This window comes from Streptomyces sp. NPDC127068, assembly GCF_042724695.1.
Lineage (GTDB): Bacteria > Actinomycetota > Actinomycetes > Streptomycetales > Streptomycetaceae > Streptomyces.
In genome coordinates, this window is the sequence record NZ_JBHXEN010000031.1 from 46176 (window position 1) to 68226 (window position 22051).

Genomic DNA, 22051 nt, shown 5'->3' on the forward strand with positions numbered 1-22051 from the left:
AGTGCGCAGGAGACCGAGATCCAGTAGGACAGGGAGGCCATCAGATGACCACCGTGCCGCAGTCCCCGGACGAGATGAGGGTGAAGCACCTAGAACTGCTCCAGGCCACCATCGGCCGCCTCGGCACCAACTCGTTCCTGATCAAAGGATGGACGATGGCCCTCACCGGGGGGCTGATCGCCGCCGCGATGGGAGGCGCAGGATGGGTCGGGGCGTTGATCGCCCTCATGATGACGTCGGGGCTCTGGCTGCTGGACACCTACTACCTGGGGCAGGAGAGGCTGTTCCGCTCCCTGTACGAGCGCTCGGCTGCCCCGGGCGCAGCCCAGACCCCCCTGTTCAGCATGGACACGGACCGCTACGCACAGTCCGTCCCGTGGCGCATCGTCGCCCTGTCGCGCACGATGAGCCTGTTCTACGGGACCCTCGTCCTGGCAGACGTCGTCGTTGCCCTGGCGCTGCTCGCCGGCCCCTGACAGGCCACGCCCCTGCGTCTCGCCCTGTCTCGTCATGGCTGATCGTCCTATGATCGCTACTCTGCGTACGAGGGGGCGTGGCATGACGGCTGGTGGATCGGCTTCGCGGCGGGCGCAGGAGGTGCGGAGGGAGGAACGGCTACTGAGGGAGCAGTGGCAGACGGCCCGTGAGCAGGCCCGCCGCTGGGAACTCGCGAGCGAGGGCGAACGCAAGGTCGCGGCCCAGCTGTTGGTCCTGGTGGCCCGTGGCTGGCGGCTGTTGGTGGACCGCAAATGGCCCGGGACGCGCACCGCCAACGTGGACATGCTGCTGGTCGGCCCCGGTGGGGTGTTCGTCCTGGACGTCAAGAACTGGCGTTCCGCCCCGCAGACCACGGGCGGAAGGCTGAGCGTCGACGGCGAGCCGCGCGACGAACACGCGACCAAGCTCCTGGCCGTGACGAAGGTGGCCGAGTCGGCGGTGGCGTCCTTGGGGATGTCCCCGGTCGCGGTCCAGCCCCTCATGGTCTTCGCAGGGCGCCGCGTCGACGCGGAACTCGGCAGGATCCGGTTGCTGGGCGAGCGCGAGGTGGGGCCGGCCCTGCTGTCGGAGCCCCGTCGACTGCGCGCCGAGTCCGTTCGTGCCATCGCCGACCACCTGGAACGGGTCTTCCCCAAGTACGAGGGATCGTCCCTGCCGCAGATGACACCGTCGCCGTCGCCGTCCCCGATTCCATGGAGGCCGCCGGACCAGGAGCCGTCCGACGGCCTGATCGACCTCGCCGCTCTGCGGGACGCAGCGATCGAAGAGGCGCTGCGGGCACCCGTGGAACAGTGGATGACCTTCCTGCACCCCGACCAGGTGGCCCTGGTACGCCGCAACTGGGCCGGCCCCGCACGGATCAGCGGCCCTGCGGGCACCGGCAAGACGGTCGTCGCCCTGCACCGGGCCGCCCACCTGGCCCAGCGCACCACCGGCCGGATCCTGTACGTCACCTTCGCCAACAACCTCCCCCGGGTGCAGGCCACCTTCCTCAAGGACCTGGCGCCCGCGGTGGCCGACCGGGTCGACTTCCGCAGCCTGCACTCCTGGGCACAGGAGTTCCTCCAGGACTGCGGCGTCCCCGTCCGGCTGCACCGGGCCAAGGCCGGGACCGCGTTCAGCCTCGCCTGGGCGCACCAGGGGCGCGGCAGCTGCCTCACGGAGATCGATCCTGCCCCGGGCTACTGGCAGGAGGAGATCGACCACGTCATCAAGGGCCGCGGCATCGTCTCCTTCGAGGAGTACGCCACCGTGCCCCGCAGACGTCGCCGTGCGAGCCTGCGACGCCCGCACCGGCAGGCCGTCTGGGCGCTGTACGAGGCGTACGAAGAGCGTCGCACGGAGCGCGGCGTGCACGACTTCAACGACGTCCTCTCCCTCGCCCTGGCGGAGGCCCGGCTCCGCACGGGCCAACGCCGCTACGCGGCCGTCATCGTCGACGAGGTCCAGGACCTGACCCTGGTCGGGGTGCGGCTCCTGCACGCACTCGTCGGCGACGCGCCCAACGGACTGCTGTTGGTCGGGGACGGTCAGCAGGCCGTCTACCCGGGCGGTTTCCGCATGTCCGACGCGGGGATCGACATCCGGGGGGACCGCGGGCAGGTGCTGCGCACCAACTACCGCAACTCCCGGGAGATCCTGGACACGGCACTCGCCGTCGTCGCCGAGGACTCCTTCGAGGACATCGACGGGTCGAACACGTCGGGCCGGCGGGACGTCGACCTCACCTACCACGACGGTCAGGTGATCCGGGTGTCGCAGCCGACGCAGGCCGAGCACGACGAGGCGCTCCTGGAGGCCCTGCGGACCCTGCCGTCGGGTGCCCGTGCCGATGCCGCGGTGCTGTGCCTGTCGATGCGCGCCATCGGCCACTACCAGCGGCTGCTCGACCGCGCGGGCGTTCCCGTGTGCCTCCTGGAGCACTACGACGGGCGCCCGGTCGACGCCGTCAAGCTGGGCAGCTACCGCCGGGCCAAGGGCCTGGAGTTCAAACGCGTGTTCCTGCCCGTGCACGATGCCGCCCTGACCAACGGCGTCCGCTCGGCCGACCCGCAGGTCTCGGAAACGGGCCGCGAGCGCGACGAGCTGGCCCGCAGCCAGCTGTTCGTGGCCATGACCCGGGCGCGCGACGTGCTCTGGCTGGGCAGCATCAACGGGCCCGGCCGGACGCGGCCCTTCGGCGATCGCGGTCAGAGCCCGCACTGAGTGCTCCCCTAGCCCATGCCTTCCGCGCAGGCGGGTGCCAGGAGAACCCCCAAACGCCCGCTCCCAGTGGTCGTCGGTGCCGGGCGCCTACGGTTGCGGCATCGCCGTGACCGTGTGCCGGGCGGGTCGGCCGTGCTAGACGGTCTGACAGCCTTGCCCTCCCTGGAGTGGGACGGGCATGGAACAGAGGCTGATGCACGCGGCCGTGGCTGTGCAGCCGGCTCTGCCAGTCCGGCGCAGGACGGCGGACGTCTTGGGGGCATGAACTGAAACTGGACGTGCTCGGTGTCCAGGGCGGTCGGGCCGGCGAGGAGGAACGACGGGTTGACCGCGATGTCCAGCTCCCGCCTTCGAGGTTCGTGTCGTCCTTCCCGCGGGCGCGGTCGCCGGCGGGAGCACCACAGGGCTTCGCGATTGCACGGTGCTTGAGAGAGCTGAACATACACTGATCATGTGATCATCAACTGACTAGCGGAGGAGGCGTCTTGCGACGGATCTTTTGGAACGTTCGCTACTCGGACATGAGCCTCTGATGGCTGGCATAGTTCCGCAGGCTGCACTACCGGGCAAGGCAGCGGTCATCTGCGGCCTTGGGTACTGGCTGCCGCCGAACGTGGTGACCAACGAGGACCTGCACGCCCGTTTGGGCACCTCTACGGAGTGGATCTACAGAAGAACTGGGATCTCATCTCGTCATGTGGTGCCCCCCGGCATGGTTACATCCGACCTGGCGGTGGAAGCAGGAACGCGAGCATTGGCGTCTGCTGGCAACGCCGAGGTCCAAGCACTGATAGTGGCCACGACGACTCCCGACCGATCTTGCCCGGCCACGGCTCCCGAGGTCGCATCACGGTTGGGACTGACCGGGATCGCCGCCTTTGACGTCTCCGCAGTCTGCACGGGTTTCCTCTACGGGCTTGCGACAGCCTCGGGGTTCATCGCAGCCGGCCTTGCGGAACGAGTTCTGCTCATCGCAGCAGACACCTTTTCAACTCTTCTAGATCCCGAAGATCGCACCACTGTTCCGATCTTCGGAGACGGCGCCGGCGCGCTTGTGCTGCGCCGAGGGACCGCTGATGAGCCCGGCGCAATCGGGAAGATGGTGCTGGGAAGCGATGGCGAGCTCAGTGACCTGATTGCCGTTGAAACAGCCGGATCTCAGAAGCAGTTCACCACCGGGCAGGAGGGGTACTTCCGGATGCAGGGACGTGAGGTCTTCCGTCATGCCGTTGAGCGGATGAGCACTGCGGCGACCGTCGCCGTGGAAGCCGCTGGCTGGCGACTCGACCAGATCGACAGGTTCGTCGCGCATCAGGCCAATGCACGGATTACTTCCTTCGTCGCCTCAGAGTTGGGCATCCCCTCGGACCGCCAGGCCCAGAACATCGAGCATGTGGGCAACACTGCTGCGGCATCGGTCCCCATCTTGCTCGCAGAAGCGACCGCCAGGGGCCACCTAGCCCCGGGGCACCGAGTCCTACTCACAGCCTTCGGCGGCGGCCTGACATGGGGTGCCACCACTGTGGTGTGGCCCAAACTTGAGGGCGTCGTCCCCCTTGAGGGCGAGCGGTAGTCGTCCCGCCCCGCCACACACTCATCTGTCACGTCGTCAGCAGCTCAGGGAGAAACCGTGTACGACACCCTCAAGGACATCTTGATCACTGATCTCCACCTCGCGGAGGAAGACATACGGCCGGAGGCTAGCCGTGATGAGGCCGGGTTGGACTCCCTTGCCATGGTGGAGTTGTCTATGGTGCTCAGCAAACGGATCGGTATCGAGATTAGTGATGACGAGTTGCTCGAAGCCGCGACGGTCGCCGACCTCGCTCACTTGATAGGCCAGCGGAGTGGACGAGTCTGACTGAACAGTGCCAACCCTGAACCTGCCTCACCGGGTCGAGAGCCCAACTCTCAGTGACGCTTCAGCCGGGGAACGCCCCAACCCTGTTACTGGCTTGACTTCGCTTCGTCGACGCTAAGGGCTGATCCGTAATCCGCGGTGGATCAGCGCGCGTTGTCAGCTGCGGTGCGTTGCAAGGCGAAGGGTCGTCCTCATGCTGAGTGTATTCGGGCGATCCGACAACGCGGCGAGGTGTCATAACGGCCTCCCTGTAGCCGAAGGGCATGGCTTCATCACCACGTCTGTTACGACGGTTCGCCCGACCGCACGCGACGGCGAAGCCGGGTGACGCCCCAGCCCCAGGCACCGAGTTCGTCGAGCGCGACCCGGTGTGGCTGATGCCACAGGGCCGGCCTCGGTCCGTACCGTGAACTGACGATGCGCCGAACGCCGTGGGTTGATGCCGCTAGGCGCATCCGCTGGTCAACACGTACACACCGCCTTGCGTTTAGCCCGTTCGTCACTCGGCGTGGTCCCTCCGCCCTGTGGGCGAGCAGTGGGCCACGGCTGCAACGGGACGACCAGCTACCAGAGTTCATCTGAACCAGAGGCTTCGACGGATCGGCACGCACGGCTCACGTCATGCCGCACAGTCATCACCGCACGTGAGAGACGCTCTTACTGAACCGCCTTTACAGACAAGCCCATTGATCGCAGGAGGGAACATCAGTACTCTCAGTCACATGACGCTCAAGGCTCTCACTGCTGATCAGATCGAGCAGTTCAACCGCGACGGATACTGCATCATTCCGGCCTTCTTGAGTCCAAGCGATCTCAACTACATCAAGGACTACTACGCACGATCCGCAGCGGCGCAGGCTTCCACTTCGCAGCAGGACAGCACTGCCTGGGACCAGGACGACAACGAGGCACCAGTACTCCGTAGGGTGCCAGCGCCTTTCGATAACGACCGCGGCTTCCGAGAGATATTCGGCTCGCCGCGCGCGCTCGACCACGTTGAGGATCTGATTGGCCCCAGCATTTATCTCCACTCCTCGAAGCTCATCTTCAAGCCGGCGAGAAGCGGCCGCCGTAAGCCCATGCACCAGGACCTGGCGTACTGGACCGACATGTCAGCCCGTCAGGTCACACTGTGGTGCGCGATAGATCCTGCAACACCTGAGCGCGGCGGGATCGAGCTCTTGCCCGGCTCGCACAAGCGATTGCTTCCGCATGAAGACTTGGACGACTACCAGGTGCGAGAGGAGGAGCTGGATCTGAGCCAGGTTCGCCCGGCCATCATGGAGCCCGGTGACGCGCTGTTCCTGGACGTCATGACCGTTCACGCTAGTGCGCAGAATCTTTCCGACCATGACAGGCTTGCCGCCGTCGTGAACTACTACTCGCAGCCGAAGAGTGAAACGCAGACATCGCGTTACGGCTCGACGCTGCCTCTTCGTGCTCCGCACCACCAACTGTCCTAGGCGGTAATGCCCTCCATGGTGTCCAGCCACGTCAGAGAAGGCGGCCCCGTCGTTCTCGGCATTTCGTGCAGCCACGACGCTTCGGCCTGTCTCCTGCGCGGCGGCGAGATTGTCGCTGCCATCCAGCTCGAACGCCTCACCCGAATCAAACGTGACGGCCGGCCGTTCCTCAACACGCGTGCCGCCGCCGACTATTGCCTGGACGCGGCTGGTCTGACTCGTGATGACGTCGACCTGTTCGCGTTCAATTCACAGAACCTTGTTCCCACTCAAGTGGGATTGAATTTTCCGTTCGCAGACGAGTGTTTCGACCTCTTCGACCCAGTCGGCGAACGTTCGGTGTTCGTATCCCATCACCTGGCCCATGCGTTCGCCACGTTCTTCTCCAGTCCTTTCGACCGCTCAGCAGTGTGGGTAGTGGATGGTTCCGGAGGAAGCGTGATCGGCGCCGATGATCTTCTCCTGCGTGGGCCGGAGCTCGCCGAGTACGTGAACAGGCCGATGCCCGTTCCGCGGCCTCCGTATCACGTCGAGTCGGCGTACGTGTTCGACCGCTCCGGCTACCGACTGATCGACCGCGGTGTAGCGGCGTCCTTCCATCCCATGTGCGGCTCATCGTCCCTGGGAGAGACCTACGCATCGGTTTCCCAGTATGTCTTCGGTGACTGGCAGGAGGGAGGGAAACTGATGGGCCTCGCCCCCTACGGCGAGGCTTCCAGGTTCGGAGAAAGCCTGCTCACGAGGGACGAATCAGGGATCTCCCGCTTCACGAGCGAATGGAAGCAGCGGCTAAGGCGTGCCAACCGGCGCGGCAAGCCCATGGAGTATCGCGACCTTGCCGCGAGAGTACAGGCGGATCTGGAGGTCGCACTGGTCGAGCGTGCTTCCCAAGTCCTGGCCCTGACAAGCGAGGCCGACCTTGCCTACGCTGGCGGTGTGGCGCTCAACAGCGTCGCGAACCAGCGCATCGTTCGCGAATCCGGGGTGCAACGGTTCTACGCGATGCCGGCCAGCCACGATGCCGGGATCTCCATCGGTGTCGCGGCCGCGGCTCACTACCTGCTGACTGGCGAAACCAAGGGAACTTCCGTCAGCCACGACTTCCTCGGCAGGCCCTATCGGGCTGAGGAGGTCGACGCCGCTTTGAACCGGTGGAGCGGCTTCCTCAGCACCGGCGGATATGACCTGCGGCAGATCGTCGAGCGGCTTGTGCAGGGGCATGTGATCGGCTGGTTCGAGGGTGGCTCGGAGTTCGGGCCTCGTGCGCTGGGCCATCGCTCCATCATGGCCGCCCCTTTCGAACGCTCCACGTGGGAGCACCTCAACCGATCCATCAAGTACCGAGAAGAGTTCCGGCCCTACGCACCAGTCGTGCCTGTCGAAGCCGCCGACACTTTCTTCGACATGGGGCCAGACAAAGAGAGCCCTTACATGCTGCGGGTTGTGCAGGTGCGCCCGGAGTGGCGTGATCGGCTCGGTGCCGTGACTCACGTCGATGGATCGGCACGCGTGCAGACCGTCGACCGCATCCGCCATCCTCGATGGCATGCCCTGCTCACCGCGTTCGGAGAACGCACGGGGATACCCGTGCTGGTCAACACGAGCATGAACGTCCGTGGCGAACCGATCGTCGAGACGCCGACGCAGGCGATCGATGCGCTGCTTGCCACGCAGATGGACGCACTCGTCATGGAAGATCGTGTTGTAGCGCCAGCCACCGTGATGCACGAGACCATCGAAGACCGTCTGATCGTTCGCGGCCCAGGTGTGGAGTTGTCCGCTCACGTGGGCGATCACGGCCCTGAGTACCAATTGACCAGTCGGTCGCGAAGCGGTCTGGTCCGAGAGCTCCCCTTGTTCGCTTTCCTGCTGTTGGCGGGGGCCGACGGTGTGACCCCGCTACGTGACCTGCTCAAGCTGCATTGCACTGGGTCGGGCCAACGTTCCCGGGCTCTTCAGATAGTCCGTGACCTTCTCTCGGAGAGGCTGCTGCTTGCTGGCGGAAAGGCTTCAGTAGATGCTTCCACGTGAACCCTTGAGTGTGGCCGTGCTCGGCGCCGGCCTCATCGGTATCGATCTGGTGGCCAAGATCCAGCGGTCCCCGTCGCTGCGCTGCGGGCTGGTGGTCGGACGCGACAGCGAGGCCAGGGGCCTTCGCCAGGCGGCCAGTTTGGGCTGCGCGACTGCAGCGGAGGGAATCGACTCGCTGGTCGCAAGTGCGGAGCCGTTCGACATCGTCTTCGACGCCACCAATGCGATGGCCCACGCTGAGCACTGGGCCAGGCTCCGACCGTACGGAACGCTGTTGGTCGACCTCACCCCCAGCAGAGTCGGGCACATGGTGGTGCCGACCGTAAATGGAGCCGACGCGTTGAAGCACGGCAACGTCAACCTGGTCAGTTGCGGCGGCCAGGCGTCCGTCCCCATCCTGCATGCGCTCTCGCAGCGGTACACGCTGGACTACGTCGAGGTGGTCACCACAGCCGCCAGCCTCAGCGTGGGTCGGGCCACCCGCCTGAACCTGGACGAATACATCGAGACCACTCAGGACGCCGTGCGAACGTTCACCGGTGTGCGCGACGTCAAGGCGATCGTCAACCTGAGCCCCGCGCGGCCGCCGGCGCCATTCAGAGTCGCCATGTCCGTGGTGCTGCCCGGCGCTGAAGCCGGACCCGTGAGCGCGCTCGTTGCGGCAGCGGCCGAGGAGGTTCGCAGCTACGCGCCCGGTTATGAGATCACGGCCTGCACGGTAACGGATGAGCGCGTGTTCATTGCGGTCGAAGTGACGGCCGCCGGGGACCGGATACCGAGGTACGCGGGGAACCTGAACATCATCAACTCGGCTGCCGTCCTGATCGCCGAGCAGTACGCCGCGAGCCAGCATCTTGTCGGGGCCACTAAGGAGCGGTCGTGAGTCAGGCCATCGAGGACCGCGCAGGCAGTCGGCGGCGCATACTGATCCACGACCCCACGCTGCGCGATGGTCACCATGCGGTGCGTCATCAACTTGACCGTGATCAGTTGCGTGCCTATGCGTCAGCGGCCGACGCCGCCGGCGTCCCTGTGGTCGAGGTAGGGCACGGGAACGGGCTGGGCGCATCCTCTCTGCAAGTCGGGCGGGCCAAGCTCAGCGACGACCAGATGCTGTCGACCGTCCGCGAGGCTTTGCCGAACAGCCGCATGGGCGTCTTCATGCTGCCCGGTTGGGGCACCACTGCCGACCTGCAGAAAGCCGTGGCACAAGGCGCCGACGTGGTTCGTATCGCGGCCCACTGCACCGAGAGCGACGTCGCCGAGCGCCACCTGGCCTTTCTGCGTGACGCCGGGGTGGAGGCGCACGGCGTGCTGCTGATGAGCCACATGACCACACCCCAGCGGTTGGCTGAGCAGTGCGTTGACCTGGTGGCCTACGGCGCGCAAGCCGTGGGCATCTTCGACTCGTCCGGCCACTACCTGCCCCGGGACGTCACTGAACGTATCGCTGCCATCACCCAGGCGGTTGATGTCCCGGTGATCTTCCACGGCCACAACAACCTCGGCATGGCCGTGGCCAATTCGGTCGCCGCGGCAGAATCAGGAGCTGGAATCATCGACGGTTGCGCCCGGGGCTTCGGTGCTGGAGCCGGCAATACGCAGCTGGAGGTCCTAGTGCCGGTGCTGGAGCGCGTGGGGTTTTCGACCGGCATCGATCTTTACGCCCTGCTAGACGCGGCGGACCTGGCGGAGCGAGAGCTCATGCCAACGCCGCCGACGATCAGCTCTGAGAGTATAGTGAGTGGACTCGCTGGGGTATTCTCGGGCTTCAAAACACGGGTGCAGGAGGCCTCCCGCCGTGCGGGGGTCGACCCGCGTGACGTCTTCTTCGAACTGGGCAGGCGGCAGGCGGTCGCAGGGCAGGAAGACCTCATCGTCGATGTCGTTATGGAGCTGCGGAACGGCACCAAGATCCGCGATCATGACGGAGCGGGGCGTGAGGCTGGCCGCGATGCCTTCCCCTGACATGGCGGTCAGAAGAAGTCATTCGCCCCAAATAACGACTATTTCTACGGTGTGAGTCGAATCCATGAACGAGTTGGCCAAGCAGAACAAAGCCCGCCGCCAGGAAGCGGAAGCCCTTCGCGATGCCGTTAAGGAACGTCGACGGGCGTCGGTGCCTCCGGTCGCCGGGAATTATCCGCTGGCCAACATCAAAGTACGGATCGAGCAGGCGCTGAGTGAGCGGTTTGGTCACGAGGTGGGGGCCTGGGAGGTCGACGTCCTCGATCGGTCGCGGTTCGGTGCCGACTTGGCAGTGAGGCTGACTGGTCTACTCAAAGAGGGCGGGGCCAAGAAGTACATCGCCTCGCATGTGCCGTGGATTGTCGAAGCCCTGGAATCTCCCGCGCTGAGTGATGCCGTGGCCGAGGTGGGCCAGAAGGGTATCTACGTCAACATCCGGTTGGCTGACAACTGGTACCTATCCAGCGTTGCGTCGATCATCGCCCTGGGTGATCGGTTTGGTCAGAACGACTCCCGATCCGACCACACGCAGATCGTGGACTACTCGTCACCCAACGTGGCCAAGGTGTTGCATGCCGGCCACCTGCGGTCGACGATTATCGGCCATGTGCTCAGCAATCTCCACGAAGCCTGCGGCGCACTGGTCTACCGGATTAACCACATCAACGACTTCGGTGGATTCGGCTTCATGCTGGAGGGATACCGCCGGTTCGAGGCCCACTTCCCGCAGGAGATGGGCAACAATGATCGCCTGCTGGCGATCTACGCCATCCGGCGGAGCCTGGAGCGGACCGTGGCTGCTGGAACGCACCTGGAGGACGCCGCCGAATCCGATCGCGAGGTCATTACCACCTACTTCCCTGGGGTGACCACAGCCCACGCGCTACAGGAGACGTACCAGGACTTCGTGGCGGCTTCCGATGCCCAATTCCAGCGGTTGGAGGAGGGCCACGCGGAGGAGGTTGCGCTTTGGCTGCGCATGGTGGAGTGGAGTCTGGCTGATTTCAAGTCCTTCTACGAGGCACTTGACATCGACATCGACTTCACCATCGGAGAAAGCTTCTACCTCGACGCCGGAAACGCCGTGGTAGATGAAGCGGTCCGCAGCGGTCGGGCGTACCAGCTTACCGACGAAATGGTGGACGAAGAGGTCGCGAAACTTGAGGTCGCAGTCGAGAACGGGGAGATCACGCCCGAGGTAAGTGCGAAGTCCGCCGCCCTCCTGATGAAGGACATCGGCGCGATCGTCGTACCGCTGCCCGGAGGGGAGCGGCTGGTGGTCCGCCGCTCCGACGGTCGAAGTATCTACGCAACCCGTGACGTGGGGGCGATCAAGCTACGGCGCGACATCTTCGATCCCACCGACATCAACTACGTGGTGGGACAAGAGCAGCGCGTTCACTTTTCCCGCCTGTTCCAGGCCACTGAGGTACTCGGCCTGGCCAAGCCTGACGAGTTGAACCTCAAGCACACCTACTTCGGCTTCTACGTCGATGCTGCGACCCGCAAGAAACTGTCCAGCCGGGACAGCGTCTCCAGCGTCAACGAACTGCTCGCCCGGTCCGTGGAGCACTTCCGTGCCAAGACCGCCGAAAGCGGCGGGATGACCGAGGAAGAGATCGACCAAGCTGCACGGCAGCTCGCGCTCGGCTCGGTAGTCTTCAACGACCTCAAGAAGGACATGAAGGCATCCGTCAGCATTGCCAAGGACGATCTGGACTCGGTCATCGCTGATTTCGAGAAGTCTGGCGGCGCCTACGCCGTCTACTCCGCCTGCCGGGCCAGGGCGATCCTGCGGCGGTACAACCGCCCACTGCCCCAGGCCGCTGACATTGCTTCCTTCGACCTCAATGACCAGGAGGCCCTCCTCCTCCTCCGCCTATTTGAGTACCCGGAGAAGGTGGCAAAGGCTGCCAACGAGGACGACCCGGCTGTCCTGCTCCGACACCTGCTCGACATCGCCGGCATCTACAACTCCTACTACGCCAGCGCGCCCGTCCTGCAGGCCAACCAGGCAAACGAGTTCCGACTCCTCATCACGAAGTCAGTGCAGACGGTACTGGTCAACGGCCTGGACCTCTGTCACGTCGAATGCCCGCCGAAGATTTGATGGGGAGACGAAACCACCCGATGGAGAGACTGAGTGGACAGCGGGCGATAGTCACCGGTGGTGCCAACGGCATCGGCCGCGCCATAGCGACGGCTTTTGCCCGCGAGGGCTGTGATGTGTTCTTCACCGCATTGAACGACGAACCGGCGGCCCGGTCCACGCTCGCCGAACTTCGTGGGTACGGGGTGCAGGCCGACTACATGCTGCTGGACGCCGCCGACCCTGATGCCGTCCCGCTCTTGATGGAATCGGCGTCGAAGGCGCTCGGGCTCGCCGACGTCCTGGTGAACAACGCTGCCACGGCTACTCGCACAGCGTTCCTGGACCTGACGCCCGTCGAGTACGAACGCGTCATGGCGGTCAACCTGCAGTTCCCGTTCTTCGCTACCCAAGCGTTCGCCGCACGGCTGCGCACCGCAGGCGCTCCGGGAAGCATCATCAACATCAGCTCGCTCAGCGCCACCAGCGCCATCAGCGCCATGGCCCACTACCAGTGCAGCAAGGCCGGCCTGTCGATGCTGACGCGCGGAGCAGCCTACGAGCTGGCTCCTTTCGGTATCCGCGTCAACACCATCTCACCGGGGCTGACCGCCACCAAGTCCAATGCCGCGCAATGGCGCGACGACCCCGACCTTTGGCAGGCGCGGGGCAAGGACATCCCGTTGGGGCGACCTGGCCGTCCAGAGGATCTCGCCGGCGCCGCCGTGTTCCTTGCCTCCTCCGAGTCGGGGTGGATGACAGGCGGTGACGTGGCCGTGGACGGTGGAGAGGTCGTACTGTGAGTGCCGGATGGGCACCGCGGGTCATTGACGGGCCGGAGCTGGAGCGTGACGAACTTCTCCATCCCGTCATCAACGCGTTGCGGCACGCCTTCCGTGCGCTTCGTGCCGGCCAGGCACAGACCGCCCCCCGCACCCTGCTGGAGACCGGCCATGAGCCGCCCAACCAGCTACTGGTCAGCCCGGCAGCTTGGGAGCAGCGGGGGGTCGCAGGACTGAAGATCACCACGCTCACGCCGGACAATCCGAGCCGTGGACTGCCTCTGATCCACGGAATCGTTGCCCTGGTCGACCTAGAGACAGGCCGTGTAACCGCGCTCCTGGAAGGCGGCGCACTCACCGCCGTCCGTACGGGAGCAGTCGCCGGCCTGGCGACGCAGCTGTGCGCGCCACCGGATGCTGGTGATCTGGCCATCATCGGAGCAGGCGTACAGGCCCACGCACTGCTGCGAACCATGGCCGCAGTGCGCCCGGTTCGTTCCGTTCGGCTCTACTCCCGTACCAGGGAAAGAGCCGAGGCGTTCGGCGAGTGGATTCAGGCGCGCATGGACCCACGTACCGCAGTGGTGGTGTGCGATGACGCTCGCACCGCCGTGCGCGACGCGGAAATCATCTGCACAGCGACGTCCACCGACAGCAACGCACCGTTGATCGAGGCTGACTGGGTTGCAGCCGGGGCACATCTCAACGTCATCGGTGGCACTCACGAGGACGCTGTCGAGGTCCCGCCGGAACTGTTGCCCACAGCGTTTGTCGTGGTCGAACAGCAGGCTGATGCTCTGGAAGAAGCGGGAGAGGTCCGGGCAGCGATCGCCAACGGCCTCATCGATACCGTCCACCTCCACGATCTTGCCGCGCTGATTGAAGGCGAGGCGGCACCGAAGCCTGGCCAGACCACGCTTTTCCGCGGTGTGGGCCTGGCCATCGAGGACACGGCTGCTGCGGCAGCCGTGTACGACACCCTTGGCGGTGCCCCGTAACAGGCTGCACGGGCCGGTTACGGGGCCAAGACGTCAGCCGTCGGTCCGGTCTGGTCGAGCGTCCCGCGACCAGACCAGGAACGACCTCTCGAACGCGATGACGGTCTCCCCGGTCGACTTGGTGCCAGTGGTCTCCACCGTCACGATCCCCTGGCCGGTGCGGGACTTGGACCACCGCTTGCTCAGAATGTGGCTGGTCGCGTAGAGCGTGTCACCGACGAACACCGGCTGGGCCAGGCGCACGCGGTCCCAGCCCAGGTTGGCGACTGCGCGGGCTGACAGCGCCTGGACGGTCATCCCACCGACCAGCGCCAGAGTGATCGAGCTGTTCACCAGGACCCGTTTGTGTTCCGTACTGGCCGCGTAGTTCTCGTCGAAGTGCAGCGGATGCTGGTTCATGAGCAGCAGCGTGAGCCAGGTGTTGTCGGCCTCCGAGATGGTCCGACCCGGCCAGTGTTTTATCACCATGCCCGGCTCGAAGTCCTCATAGTCGCCACCGTGTTCTTCTACGTACTCGTTCTCGCCGACACGTCGCAGCGTCATGCGGGCTCCCTCATACCGTGCGTGGGGGTGGGGCGTGGGTCTGAGGCCGGCAGGCGGCCCTGCCCGAACCGCGCCGCCCAAGCCTCACCTCGCGCCAGGGTCTCGCGGGCCTTGCGCACGAACGGGGGGCCGACCATGCGGCCGTCGACCAGGGTGACGCCGTCACCGGCCGCGCTCACCGCGTCCATCACCCGGCGGGCTTCCTTCATCTCGACGCCGCCCGGCCGGAAGCCCCGGTTGATGGCTTCGAGTTCCTTCGGATGGACCGTACCTTTGCCGTGGAAGCCGAGTGAGCGAACCTGCTCGATCTCCTTGTGCAGTATCGAAGGGTCCGCAAGCTGGAAGTTGCCGGTGTCGATGCAGGCGGTTCCATGGCGAGCACAAGCGAATGCCATGGCTTGCCGTGCAGCCAGCAGTCCGGTCCAGTTAATGTCGATGCCCAACGTGGCCGCCAAGTCCGCTGAGCCGAGAATCAGCCCGTCGCTCGCCGCAGCAATCTCATCGACCTTGTCGACTGCCTCGATGGTCTCGATGGTCACGAAGATTTCGGGATGCCATCCAGTCGAGGCGAGCGTCTCCCGTAGCAGCGCCACCTCGGCTGGGTACTGGACCATGGTCATGAAGACGAACCCGGGCTTCGTGGGCCCTGCAGTGAGCATCGTGATGTCGCGGATGGACTCGATTGAACTGAGCGGGTTGATGCGGACGGCAACGTTCGTGACATCGGGCAACTGGTCGAGCGTCTCGCGACAGAAGTCCCGTGCCTCCGGCTTGGCCGAGGCGGGCACTGAGTCTTCCAGATCGATCAGATGAACGTCGGCGTCGTACGACTGTGCCCTCAGCAATCTGTCCAGGGACAGCGCGGGGGTGTAGAGGATGCTGCGAGGAATGGCGCGCGCCGTAGTGGTCATCCGACCAGCCTCGCGTGTGTCGGGGACGCCGCCTCGGCCCCCACTCCTACAAGTACCGAGCCCAAGCCACGGATCTGCTCATCGGTCTGGCCGGCCCGCATCATGACTCGCAGCCCCGCCGTTCCGCGGGCGACGATGGGGAAGAACACCGGCGACACGTAGAAGCCCGCCTCGAACACTCGACGGCCTGCATCGATCACCGTCTCGTCGTCCATCGGAACCAGTCTGATCGGGAAGGCGGACCCCGACTGCTCGGTTCCGACGAGAGAGTCAAACAGGGCGATGTTCTCCTGCAGTCGCCCTTGGAGCGTGGTGAGTTCAGAAGTTCGATGAATTTCAGCAGACGCCAGTCCGGCACCGACGGCTGCGGTGTTCAGTGGCTGTGAGTAGCTGAGCGCACCGGCAAAACGCTCTATGATCCGCAACATCTCTTTGGGACGCCCATTTAGCAGGACGGCCGCGCCACTCGTCCCGAACGCCTTGTTCAGAGTGGTCACCACGATGGTTCTGTCATCGAGTACCGGGCTGTTCGATCGGACGTATCCGATGCCTCGTGCCCCGTAGGCCGAGACCGAGTGGGAGTCGTCATAGAACACCTGCAGGCCGTATCGCTCCTGGAGGACGGCGAGCTCCTTGACAGGCGCGTACCCCCCCAAGCTGTCGCTGCCGTCACAGATGTACCAGACTTGGGAGTACTCCTTACATCGGTCTTCAATGAAGTCCAGGTCGTGATGCCGACAGGTGACGACCTCTGTTTCATCGGCGCATACTGGTTTGGTCTGCGCCATCGAAACATGGCAGTTCTTGTCGAAGATCATCAGAGGGCGGGTGCCGTTCCCGATGTGACCGGAGGCGATCAGCGGAAGTATGCCGGCACTTGCGACGCTAGCCGAGATGGCCGAGACGGCGTCGGCTGAGAACAGCTCGCCGAGTGAATCCTCCAGCTCCAACAGGGCGGGTATTTGTACGCGGCTGCGAGGAATGCAGTGGTCGAGTACACCGTACTTGCGCAGTGCGGCGACAGCCCCCTCGATCACCCGCGGGTGGGAGTCAAGGTCCAAATAGGAGCAGCAGCTGAAGTTGACGAACTCGTGATCGGTTGCCGTGCGGAGAACGCCGTCGCTGAGCTCGGCAACGATGCCGGCTAGGCCGTTTCGTTCTGATGTATCCCAGAAGGCGTTTCCGATGCCAACTGATTTTTCATTGTTCCGGAATCGATTGGATGGTTGGATTGTTTTTTTCGGGCCGATCACTTCTTGCCGCCCATGGGAGCTTCCTCCGCCTGGTAGTCATAGAAGCCGTTCAGCCTCCGGAACGCGGCCTTGTAGAGCGCATCACCCAACACGTAGGGGCGGCGGAGGATCTTCGCGTCGCGCAGCCAGAAGTTTATGTTGATGTTTACCCGGTCGAGCCCGTCGACTTGGTGCCACCAACCCAGAGGGAGGTACAACATCTGTCCCGGCTCCAGAACGATATCGCGACGCTGTGCGAGCATAGCCACGAGCCGGGGGAAGCGCCTAGGGTCCAGGTTGTCGACTCGACGGGCCTTCGAGTGGTGTCCGTATCCATGCAGCACTGATCGGATGTAATAGTCCTTGTGGCCGGGCGGCAGCATGATGAATCGCTTACGGCCTTCGAGTTGGAGGTTGAAGTTCTCGAACTCGTCAAAGTGGTTCCGGCCAAGGAGACCGTTGTAACTGACCCAGATGTTCGCTGAGTTCAAAGGGGCCTGATAGTCGAACATCTGGCGCGTGTCGAAGCCGAGAAGGTGATCGATAACTTCGGGCTGGTTCTTGATGTTCGACACGATGCGGTACGAGCCGTCCGTGTGCGCATTGTATATCTCGCGGTCAAAGAATTCCCGGAGTCGGATCTTCGTGACCACGGCGCGTTGGTCGTTTCCCGAACTGCGTTGCTTTGTGAATAGGGCGACGTTGGAGTCACCGAGCTTCTCAAGCACGGCATCCCTGCGCACACCGGGATCCACTTGGGGAAGTACGTCGATAATCATGGGAACGTCGGCCCTGATGATGGCTTGTCGCCCCCATGTCAGGAATTCGTCCAGGCTGAGGCGAGGGACCGGGATGCTCTTGATGCCATGGAAGGGGGAGTCAGCGTCGGTCACGATGGGATCCTCTCTGTAGTGGTGGAGTGGCTGTGGGGACGCTCGGTCCTAGCATCCAGCCATTCCGCATAGTCGTCATCAACGAAGGCTGCAACGCGGTTGAAGTCCGCCTGCTGTTCAGTGTCCAGCGCCTCTGTAGGGCAAGCGCGGGGGTCGGTGCAAAAGTCGAAGAGGTCCTGTGGTGGGACGCCGATTCCAGGTCGGGGCCTCAGGGCCTGCGACACTATTTCGGTGCGGGCGCGGGTGAGTTCAGCGCGCCACTCCCTGCGCTCGGTGAGGCTGTCGATCCGGCGCTTGGCTCGCTCGCCGTAGTGTCGGCGTGCCTCTTGCGAGCCGACGAGGTGGAGGCAAGCGTCGACACACTGCTGTGGAGTTCGGACGAGTAGGGCGCTGTCGGGCGTGAGCAGATCGCGCACTCCTCCCACGGGAAAGGCCACGCAGGGCAAACCGGTGAGCATTGCTTCTTGGAGAGCCTTCTCACTGGTTGCGTAGGTGTAGGGGTTGAGCGGGTAGCAGAAGATGTCAAGACGGTTCAGAAACGCGGCGGGATCGGACTGGAAGCCCAGGAAGCGCACTCGCTGGCCCAGGCCAAGCCGGTCGGCTTCCGCACGGTAGGCGTCCAGTGGGCCGTCGCCAGCGAACTCAAAGTCGACTTCAGGCGCGGCTCGAATGACGCGCGCAGCGATCTCCAGCATGGCGGCGTGCATCTTGATTGGCTCGACCGTGCCGAGGTAGCCGACCGTGATCCTGTTGCTGTTGCCGACGCGGGGTGAGCCGCTCAGGGGCACGTCTGTTCCCAGACCAGCCTCTGAGAAGACGCAGCGCGCGGGAGGGAGGCCGACAAGCCGGCGGTTCCTCTCAAACTGCGGGTTCGCCGCCGCACTCGGGGTGGTGACGGTGCAGCCATCGACGCGAGAGAGCAGGCTCACGCTGGGGCACATCCCGGGTGCGTCGAAATGGCCTCGGGAGTGAAGGAGGATTCTGCTGGCCGAGAGGTCGGTGTTCACCAGGAAGTCGTTGACGTAGGGGTTGTTCCACCATTCGACCTGCACGATGTCCGCAGCCGCCACAGCGATGCGGGTCGCTTCTACCCCTGCAATGACCTCAATGCCCGCTCTTTCAAACGTCGCCCTGTGTTCCGGTCGAGGGGGAACCAGTGAAGCCACGGTCGGAGTTGCGTCAACGGGACCGCCGACGCACATGCGAAGCAGCCCCATGCTGGCGCCGCCGTTGGTCAGACCCTTGATGACATGGAGCACTCTCACTGGGCTATGCCTCCGGCACGCCAGCGGTCCAGCAGGGCGGCTCGGTCGTAGGGGAAGTCGCCGAACAGCCGCTCATTGATCTCAAGAGATTCCTCGTCGGCGAGCAACAGGAACTGGAACAGGCGGTCGTCGAGCATCGTCGCCCACCGGTTGAGAACCGCCATGTCCTGTGCACGGCCGTCATGGTGCAGGCCGTCGAACGAGCTGCCTTGGCCGTATGCGCTCACTCTGTTCAGTCCGTGGTCAGAGTGCTGCAGCCCAAGGCTCCGGGAGATTCTTTGCCGCTCGGTAGCGTCGCTGAACCAGGAGTTGAAGGCGACGTACGTGTAACCATAGGAGTTGGTCTCGAAGTAGCCGGCGTAGCGTTTCCACAGATCCAGGAGATCCCGGATGCGGTAGCGATAGGCGAAAGCAGGGTCAGACTGCGCCTGTCGGGCTATGGAGGCTGCTGTGTTGGGGAAGTCCCGGAGAACCACGACGACGTCACTGCGGTGTGCGACATGTGCATTGTGGTACAGGGGAAACGTTGCCGCATCCAGATTTTCATAGCCGACTATTAGGACGCGCTCCTGAGGGCTAATGGCCATGCGAGCGTACGTGTCACGGTCAACGGTCAGGAGGTTTCCGTCTGTCTCGAACAGGGAAATCTCTGCACTGTTCAGGTAACGGACCTCCGCGTCGTCGAAGTGGCTACGCATCCATTCCGAGATCGCATGGTTCGCCCCTCGACGCAATCCGAAAATGAAGATGGCGCGGTCGAATAGAGGCTTAGGTTCCGCAACAGAGCGAAGAGTCTGGTCAGTTGCTACGGTTGCCGCCAGTGCCCGGATGCTCTCGGCAGGCACATGTTGAGCCCGCGCATGCACCAACGCCGCGTCTTGAAATCTTATCGCCGCCTTGAGAGGCGGCAGGCCAGACAAGGTGGTTTCGTGGTCACCAAAGCGCCGCAGTACAAGTTCCAGCGCAATAGGGGAAAGGAGTTGGGTCAGTTCGTGGACGACGCGTTCACGTTCGTTGTTTACTCGGGCGCGTACAAGTTCTGCATCTTCAAATCGTTTATCCGACTGAGTGGACATGCTCTCCCTAGCCTAAGGAATGATTTTATGCACTTGAAGTGTCGAAATGCTTCCCTGGAATGCAGATCGGCTATGGAGAGTTCCATTCGTGGCCGAGATCGGCTCTACGAAAACCGTCGATACGGCTAAGAGCCTCCGAGATCTTCTCGGGTTGATTCCTGGCTTTCCTGGCGTAGGTCGTGATCACACGGAGTTCTCTTAGGTCTCGGAGCACAGGATGTCCGGACCAGCGGGTGACGTCCCATCCGTACGCTTCGACGAACCGTTGGTAGTGGGAGGAGCTGTAGCCAGATCGCCGGCATCGAATCTCGACGGTCGTGAGGTCCCATTCCGGTTGGCCCACCGCGGCGTTGTCCCAGTCGCAGAGGACGGTGCTCGCGCCGTTGTGCAGGGCGTTGGCATGCTGGGGGTCGCCTTGCAGTACTCCCTCGTCGAGTTCAAAGCCGACATTGACGAGGTCGCCTTCGAGGCGGTCAACGCACTCGCGCAGGAAACGAACGGTGTGCTCCGGAAGGACCGTGGTCCGGTCGAGGGAGTCTCGGATCCCTGCACACATGTCGATGCGGTCCATTGCGACCGGCGGCTGACTGAGGCCGTGCAGGAGCTTCAAGGGCTTGGCCATCGCCTCGGCTGGCACGGGGCGTTCAGGTTGCGGCAGATAGGTCCACAGAGTGATCGCATGACCGTCGAGGATCAGAGGCTGCATGTCAGGGCGATAGAGGGGGGCGGTCGGAAAGCCCAGCCCCATGAGCCAGCGTACGAAATCTATGGTTCGCTGGACTTCGCTTGGGTCTGTCCCCAAACGGGCGATCTTCACAACAACGGGTGTGTGCGCTACCCGAAGTACGGCGCTCGTCTGACCGCGCAGGTATACCGGGTCCCTGGCGCTCAATCCGGCTGCGGCGCACGCTCGACCAAACAGCTCAAGCATCTGAGACTCGGTGTACCCCCCATGGATCGGTGCGTCGGCGAGGCTGGCACCCGCGGCTGCTGTCGTCCTCGCCGACGTGCAGTGACTTGCCTGCATTGCGCTACACCGTCCCAGGAGTGACCGATCGAACGTATGTCGGTATAGACCGTACACATGATCCACTGTTCGTTGAACAGGGGACGTGAAATCTCCGCGATCTTTTCCCTTGCGCCAGCCGCCGGGGCTAACCGATCGGGGAGCAGGACCAGTTGATGCCGACGCTGAATCGGGAGTGCTCCGGTGGCACCGTGGCGTTCTCAGGAATGCTGACCTTGCTCATCGGCTGCGTGGAGTCGACTGCCCGCATGACGGCATCGCCCTCGTCGAACTGCCAGCGGGTCCCCTGTCCGTGGTGACGGGTGGGCGTCGTGGCACGGCGCCCACCGACCCGTGTCCGCGTCACGGGGTCGGGGGATCCCACAGTCGTGCCGCGGACACAGTTGGTGAGACCGGGAGGCGTCTACACGGTTGGGGACCCGCTGAAGTTCGTGGTGCGGTAGCCCTTGCCGTGGTTGTTCCAGTCCAGTTGGACCGCCCCGTCGGCGCGGTATCGGCCCGAGCCGGCCCTGTACTTGAGCGTCCCGGTCGTGAAGCTGCCGTTGCCGGCTGTGTCGCCGTGCTCAAGCCGGTACTCAAGGCCGGTGTAGTTCGCCGACTTCACGACGGGGTCACCTCCGGAGACGGACTTCTTGGTCTGGAAGCGGAAGCGGGCACCGCCGAATGTGCCGGTCATGTTGATGTCCGCGACGGGTCCCTCGAAGTCGACCTTGGCATAGGTGTAGATGTAGCCGCTGGCGCGCTTGGCACAGAGTTTGACGCTGAAGTTGATGTTGTCGGCCCATGGTCCGGAGTAGGCGGGATTGTCGACGCCAGCGCTGCTGGTCTTGCAGCGGTACGGCGCTGCGGAGGCGGTCGGTGCGAGCGCCACTGTGGTGCCGACCAGCAGGGACACCGACAAGGCCACGGTGGTCAGTCGTCGTGGGCGCTTTCCGGCGGGAGAAGCCGCAGTGAAGGCACGCCGAACGGCGCTCGCGCGCAATGCAGTTCTCAACGGAAATCTTCCGTCTCTGCACGGCAGTTGGCCGTGCGGGTTGGGTGGCCCGAAGCCGGGTCCTTGGGAAGGTAGTTCGACCGGCGACGGGAGCAGTGAGGCCTGCCGCCCGGAGTGATCCGCTTACCGGCCTGCGCGCAAGAGCACGACCGCGGCGAACTCTTCGCCCGGTTCGAGCGGCGCAGAGTGGACGACCAGACCTGACGCGGACGCCT

The 22051-nt window shown here is 64.2% G+C and carries 20 protein-coding genes; 11 read left to right on the forward strand and 9 right to left on the reverse strand.

What is annotated here, in order from left to right; all coding sequences use genetic code 11:
- The first annotated feature begins 44 nt into the window (after positions 1-44).
- From ACFWIA_RS20455 to ACFWIA_RS20505, 11 genes are all read left to right on the forward strand, one after another.
- Complete coding sequence (locus ACFWIA_RS20455) at positions 45-476, forward strand: hypothetical protein (protein ID WP_387007106.1); 432 nt, start codon at positions 45-47, stop codon at positions 474-476.
- Between the two features lie 82 nt (positions 477-558).
- On the forward strand, positions 559-2703 hold the full coding sequence (locus tag ACFWIA_RS20460; protein WP_387007109.1) for a UvrD-helicase domain-containing protein: 2145 nt from the start codon (positions 559-561) through the stop codon (positions 2701-2703).
- 532 nt (positions 2704-3235) lie between these two features.
- Positions 3236-4276 (forward strand): beta-ketoacyl-ACP synthase III, encoded by a 1041-nt coding sequence (locus ACFWIA_RS20465; RefSeq protein ID WP_387007112.1) that lies wholly within the window; start codon positions 3236-3238, stop codon positions 4274-4276.
- A 57-nt stretch (positions 4277-4333) separates the two neighbouring features.
- Positions 4334-4564 carry an acyl carrier protein gene (locus ACFWIA_RS20470; protein ID WP_385753725.1) on the forward strand — a complete coding sequence of 77 codons (231 nt, stop codon included), beginning with the start codon at positions 4334-4336 and terminating at the stop codon, positions 4562-4564.
- A gap of 722 nt (positions 4565-5286) precedes the next feature.
- A complete protein-coding gene (locus ACFWIA_RS20475) occupies positions 5287-6027 on the forward strand; it encodes a phytanoyl-CoA dioxygenase family protein (RefSeq protein ID WP_387007115.1) in 741 nt (246 codons plus the stop codon).
- Positions 6028-6042: 15 nt separating this feature from the next.
- On the forward strand, positions 6043-8058 hold the full coding sequence (locus tag ACFWIA_RS20480; protein ID WP_387007118.1) for a carbamoyltransferase: 2016 nt from the start codon (positions 6043-6045) through the stop codon (positions 8056-8058).
- Complete coding sequence (locus ACFWIA_RS20485) at positions 8045-8941, forward strand: acetaldehyde dehydrogenase (acetylating) (protein WP_387007121.1); 897 nt, start codon at positions 8045-8047, stop codon at positions 8939-8941. Before ACFWIA_RS20480 ends, ACFWIA_RS20485 begins: the two co-directional genes overlap by 14 nt.
- Entirely contained in the window at positions 8938-10026 is a 1089-nt protein-coding gene (gene dmpG, locus ACFWIA_RS20490; RefSeq protein ID WP_387007123.1) for a 4-hydroxy-2-oxovalerate aldolase, read from the forward strand. The genes ACFWIA_RS20485 and dmpG overlap by 4 nt, the downstream gene beginning before the upstream one ends.
- Positions 10027-10090: 64 nt before the next feature.
- Positions 10091-12136 (forward strand): arginine--tRNA ligase, encoded by a 2046-nt coding sequence (gene argS, locus ACFWIA_RS20495; RefSeq protein ID WP_387007125.1) that lies wholly within the window; start codon positions 10091-10093, stop codon positions 12134-12136.
- 20 nt (positions 12137-12156) lie between these two features.
- On the forward strand, positions 12157-12918 hold the full coding sequence (locus tag ACFWIA_RS20500; RefSeq protein WP_387007127.1) for an SDR family NAD(P)-dependent oxidoreductase: 762 nt from the start codon (positions 12157-12159) through the stop codon (positions 12916-12918).
- Positions 12915-13895, forward strand: coding sequence for an ornithine cyclodeaminase family protein (locus ACFWIA_RS20505; RefSeq protein ID WP_387007129.1), 981 nt, complete (start codon positions 12915-12917; stop codon positions 13893-13895). The genes ACFWIA_RS20500 and ACFWIA_RS20505 overlap by 4 nt, the downstream gene beginning before the upstream one ends.
- Before the next feature lie 33 nt (positions 13896-13928).
- Here the strand turns inward: ACFWIA_RS20505 and ACFWIA_RS20510 are convergent, their stop codons facing one another.
- The 9 genes from ACFWIA_RS20510 to ACFWIA_RS20550 all read right to left on the reverse strand — a co-directional run bounded on the left by ACFWIA_RS20510 (position 13929) and on the right by ACFWIA_RS20550 (position 21737).
- On the reverse strand, positions 13929-14438 hold the full coding sequence (locus ACFWIA_RS20510; protein WP_387007131.1) for a MaoC family dehydratase: 510 nt from the start codon (positions 14436-14438) through the stop codon (positions 13929-13931).
- Positions 14435-15349, reverse strand: coding sequence for an HpcH/HpaI aldolase/citrate lyase family protein (locus ACFWIA_RS20515; protein WP_387007133.1), 915 nt, complete (start codon positions 15347-15349; stop codon positions 14435-14437). Before ACFWIA_RS20515 ends, ACFWIA_RS20510 begins: the two co-directional genes overlap by 4 nt.
- On the reverse strand, positions 15346-16599 hold the full coding sequence (locus ACFWIA_RS20520; protein ID WP_387007191.1) for an aminotransferase class I/II-fold pyridoxal phosphate-dependent enzyme: 1254 nt from the start codon (positions 16597-16599) through the stop codon (positions 15346-15348). Before ACFWIA_RS20520 ends, ACFWIA_RS20515 begins: the two co-directional genes overlap by 4 nt.
- Positions 16599-17474 (reverse strand): cupin-like domain-containing protein, encoded by an 876-nt coding sequence (locus ACFWIA_RS20525; protein ID WP_387007135.1) that lies wholly within the window; start codon positions 17472-17474, stop codon positions 16599-16601. Before ACFWIA_RS20525 ends, ACFWIA_RS20520 begins: the two co-directional genes overlap by 1 nt.
- Positions 17471-18733 carry a glycosyltransferase gene (locus tag ACFWIA_RS20530; protein ID WP_387007137.1) on the reverse strand — a complete coding sequence of 421 codons (1263 nt, stop codon included), beginning with the start codon at positions 18731-18733 and terminating at the stop codon, positions 17471-17473. Before ACFWIA_RS20530 ends, ACFWIA_RS20525 begins: the two co-directional genes overlap by 4 nt.
- A gap of 2 nt (positions 18734-18735) precedes the next feature.
- Positions 18736-19815, reverse strand: coding sequence for a hypothetical protein (locus ACFWIA_RS20535; protein ID WP_387007139.1), 1080 nt, complete (start codon positions 19813-19815; stop codon positions 18736-18738).
- Between the two features lie 70 nt (positions 19816-19885).
- Entirely contained in the window at positions 19886-20842 is a 957-nt protein-coding gene (locus ACFWIA_RS20540; RefSeq protein WP_387007141.1) for a phosphotransferase family protein, read from the reverse strand.
- A 127-nt stretch (positions 20843-20969) separates the two neighbouring features.
- Positions 20970-21188 (reverse strand): hypothetical protein, encoded by a 219-nt coding sequence (locus ACFWIA_RS20545; protein ID WP_387007143.1) that lies wholly within the window; start codon positions 21186-21188, stop codon positions 20970-20972.
- A 57-nt stretch (positions 21189-21245) separates the two neighbouring features.
- The gene (locus ACFWIA_RS20550; protein ID WP_387007145.1) at positions 21246-21737 is read right to left on the reverse strand and encodes a hypothetical protein; all 492 of its coding nucleotides are present in this window, start codon (positions 21735-21737) and stop codon (positions 21246-21248) included.
- Between the last annotated feature and the right edge of the window lie 314 nt (positions 21738-22051).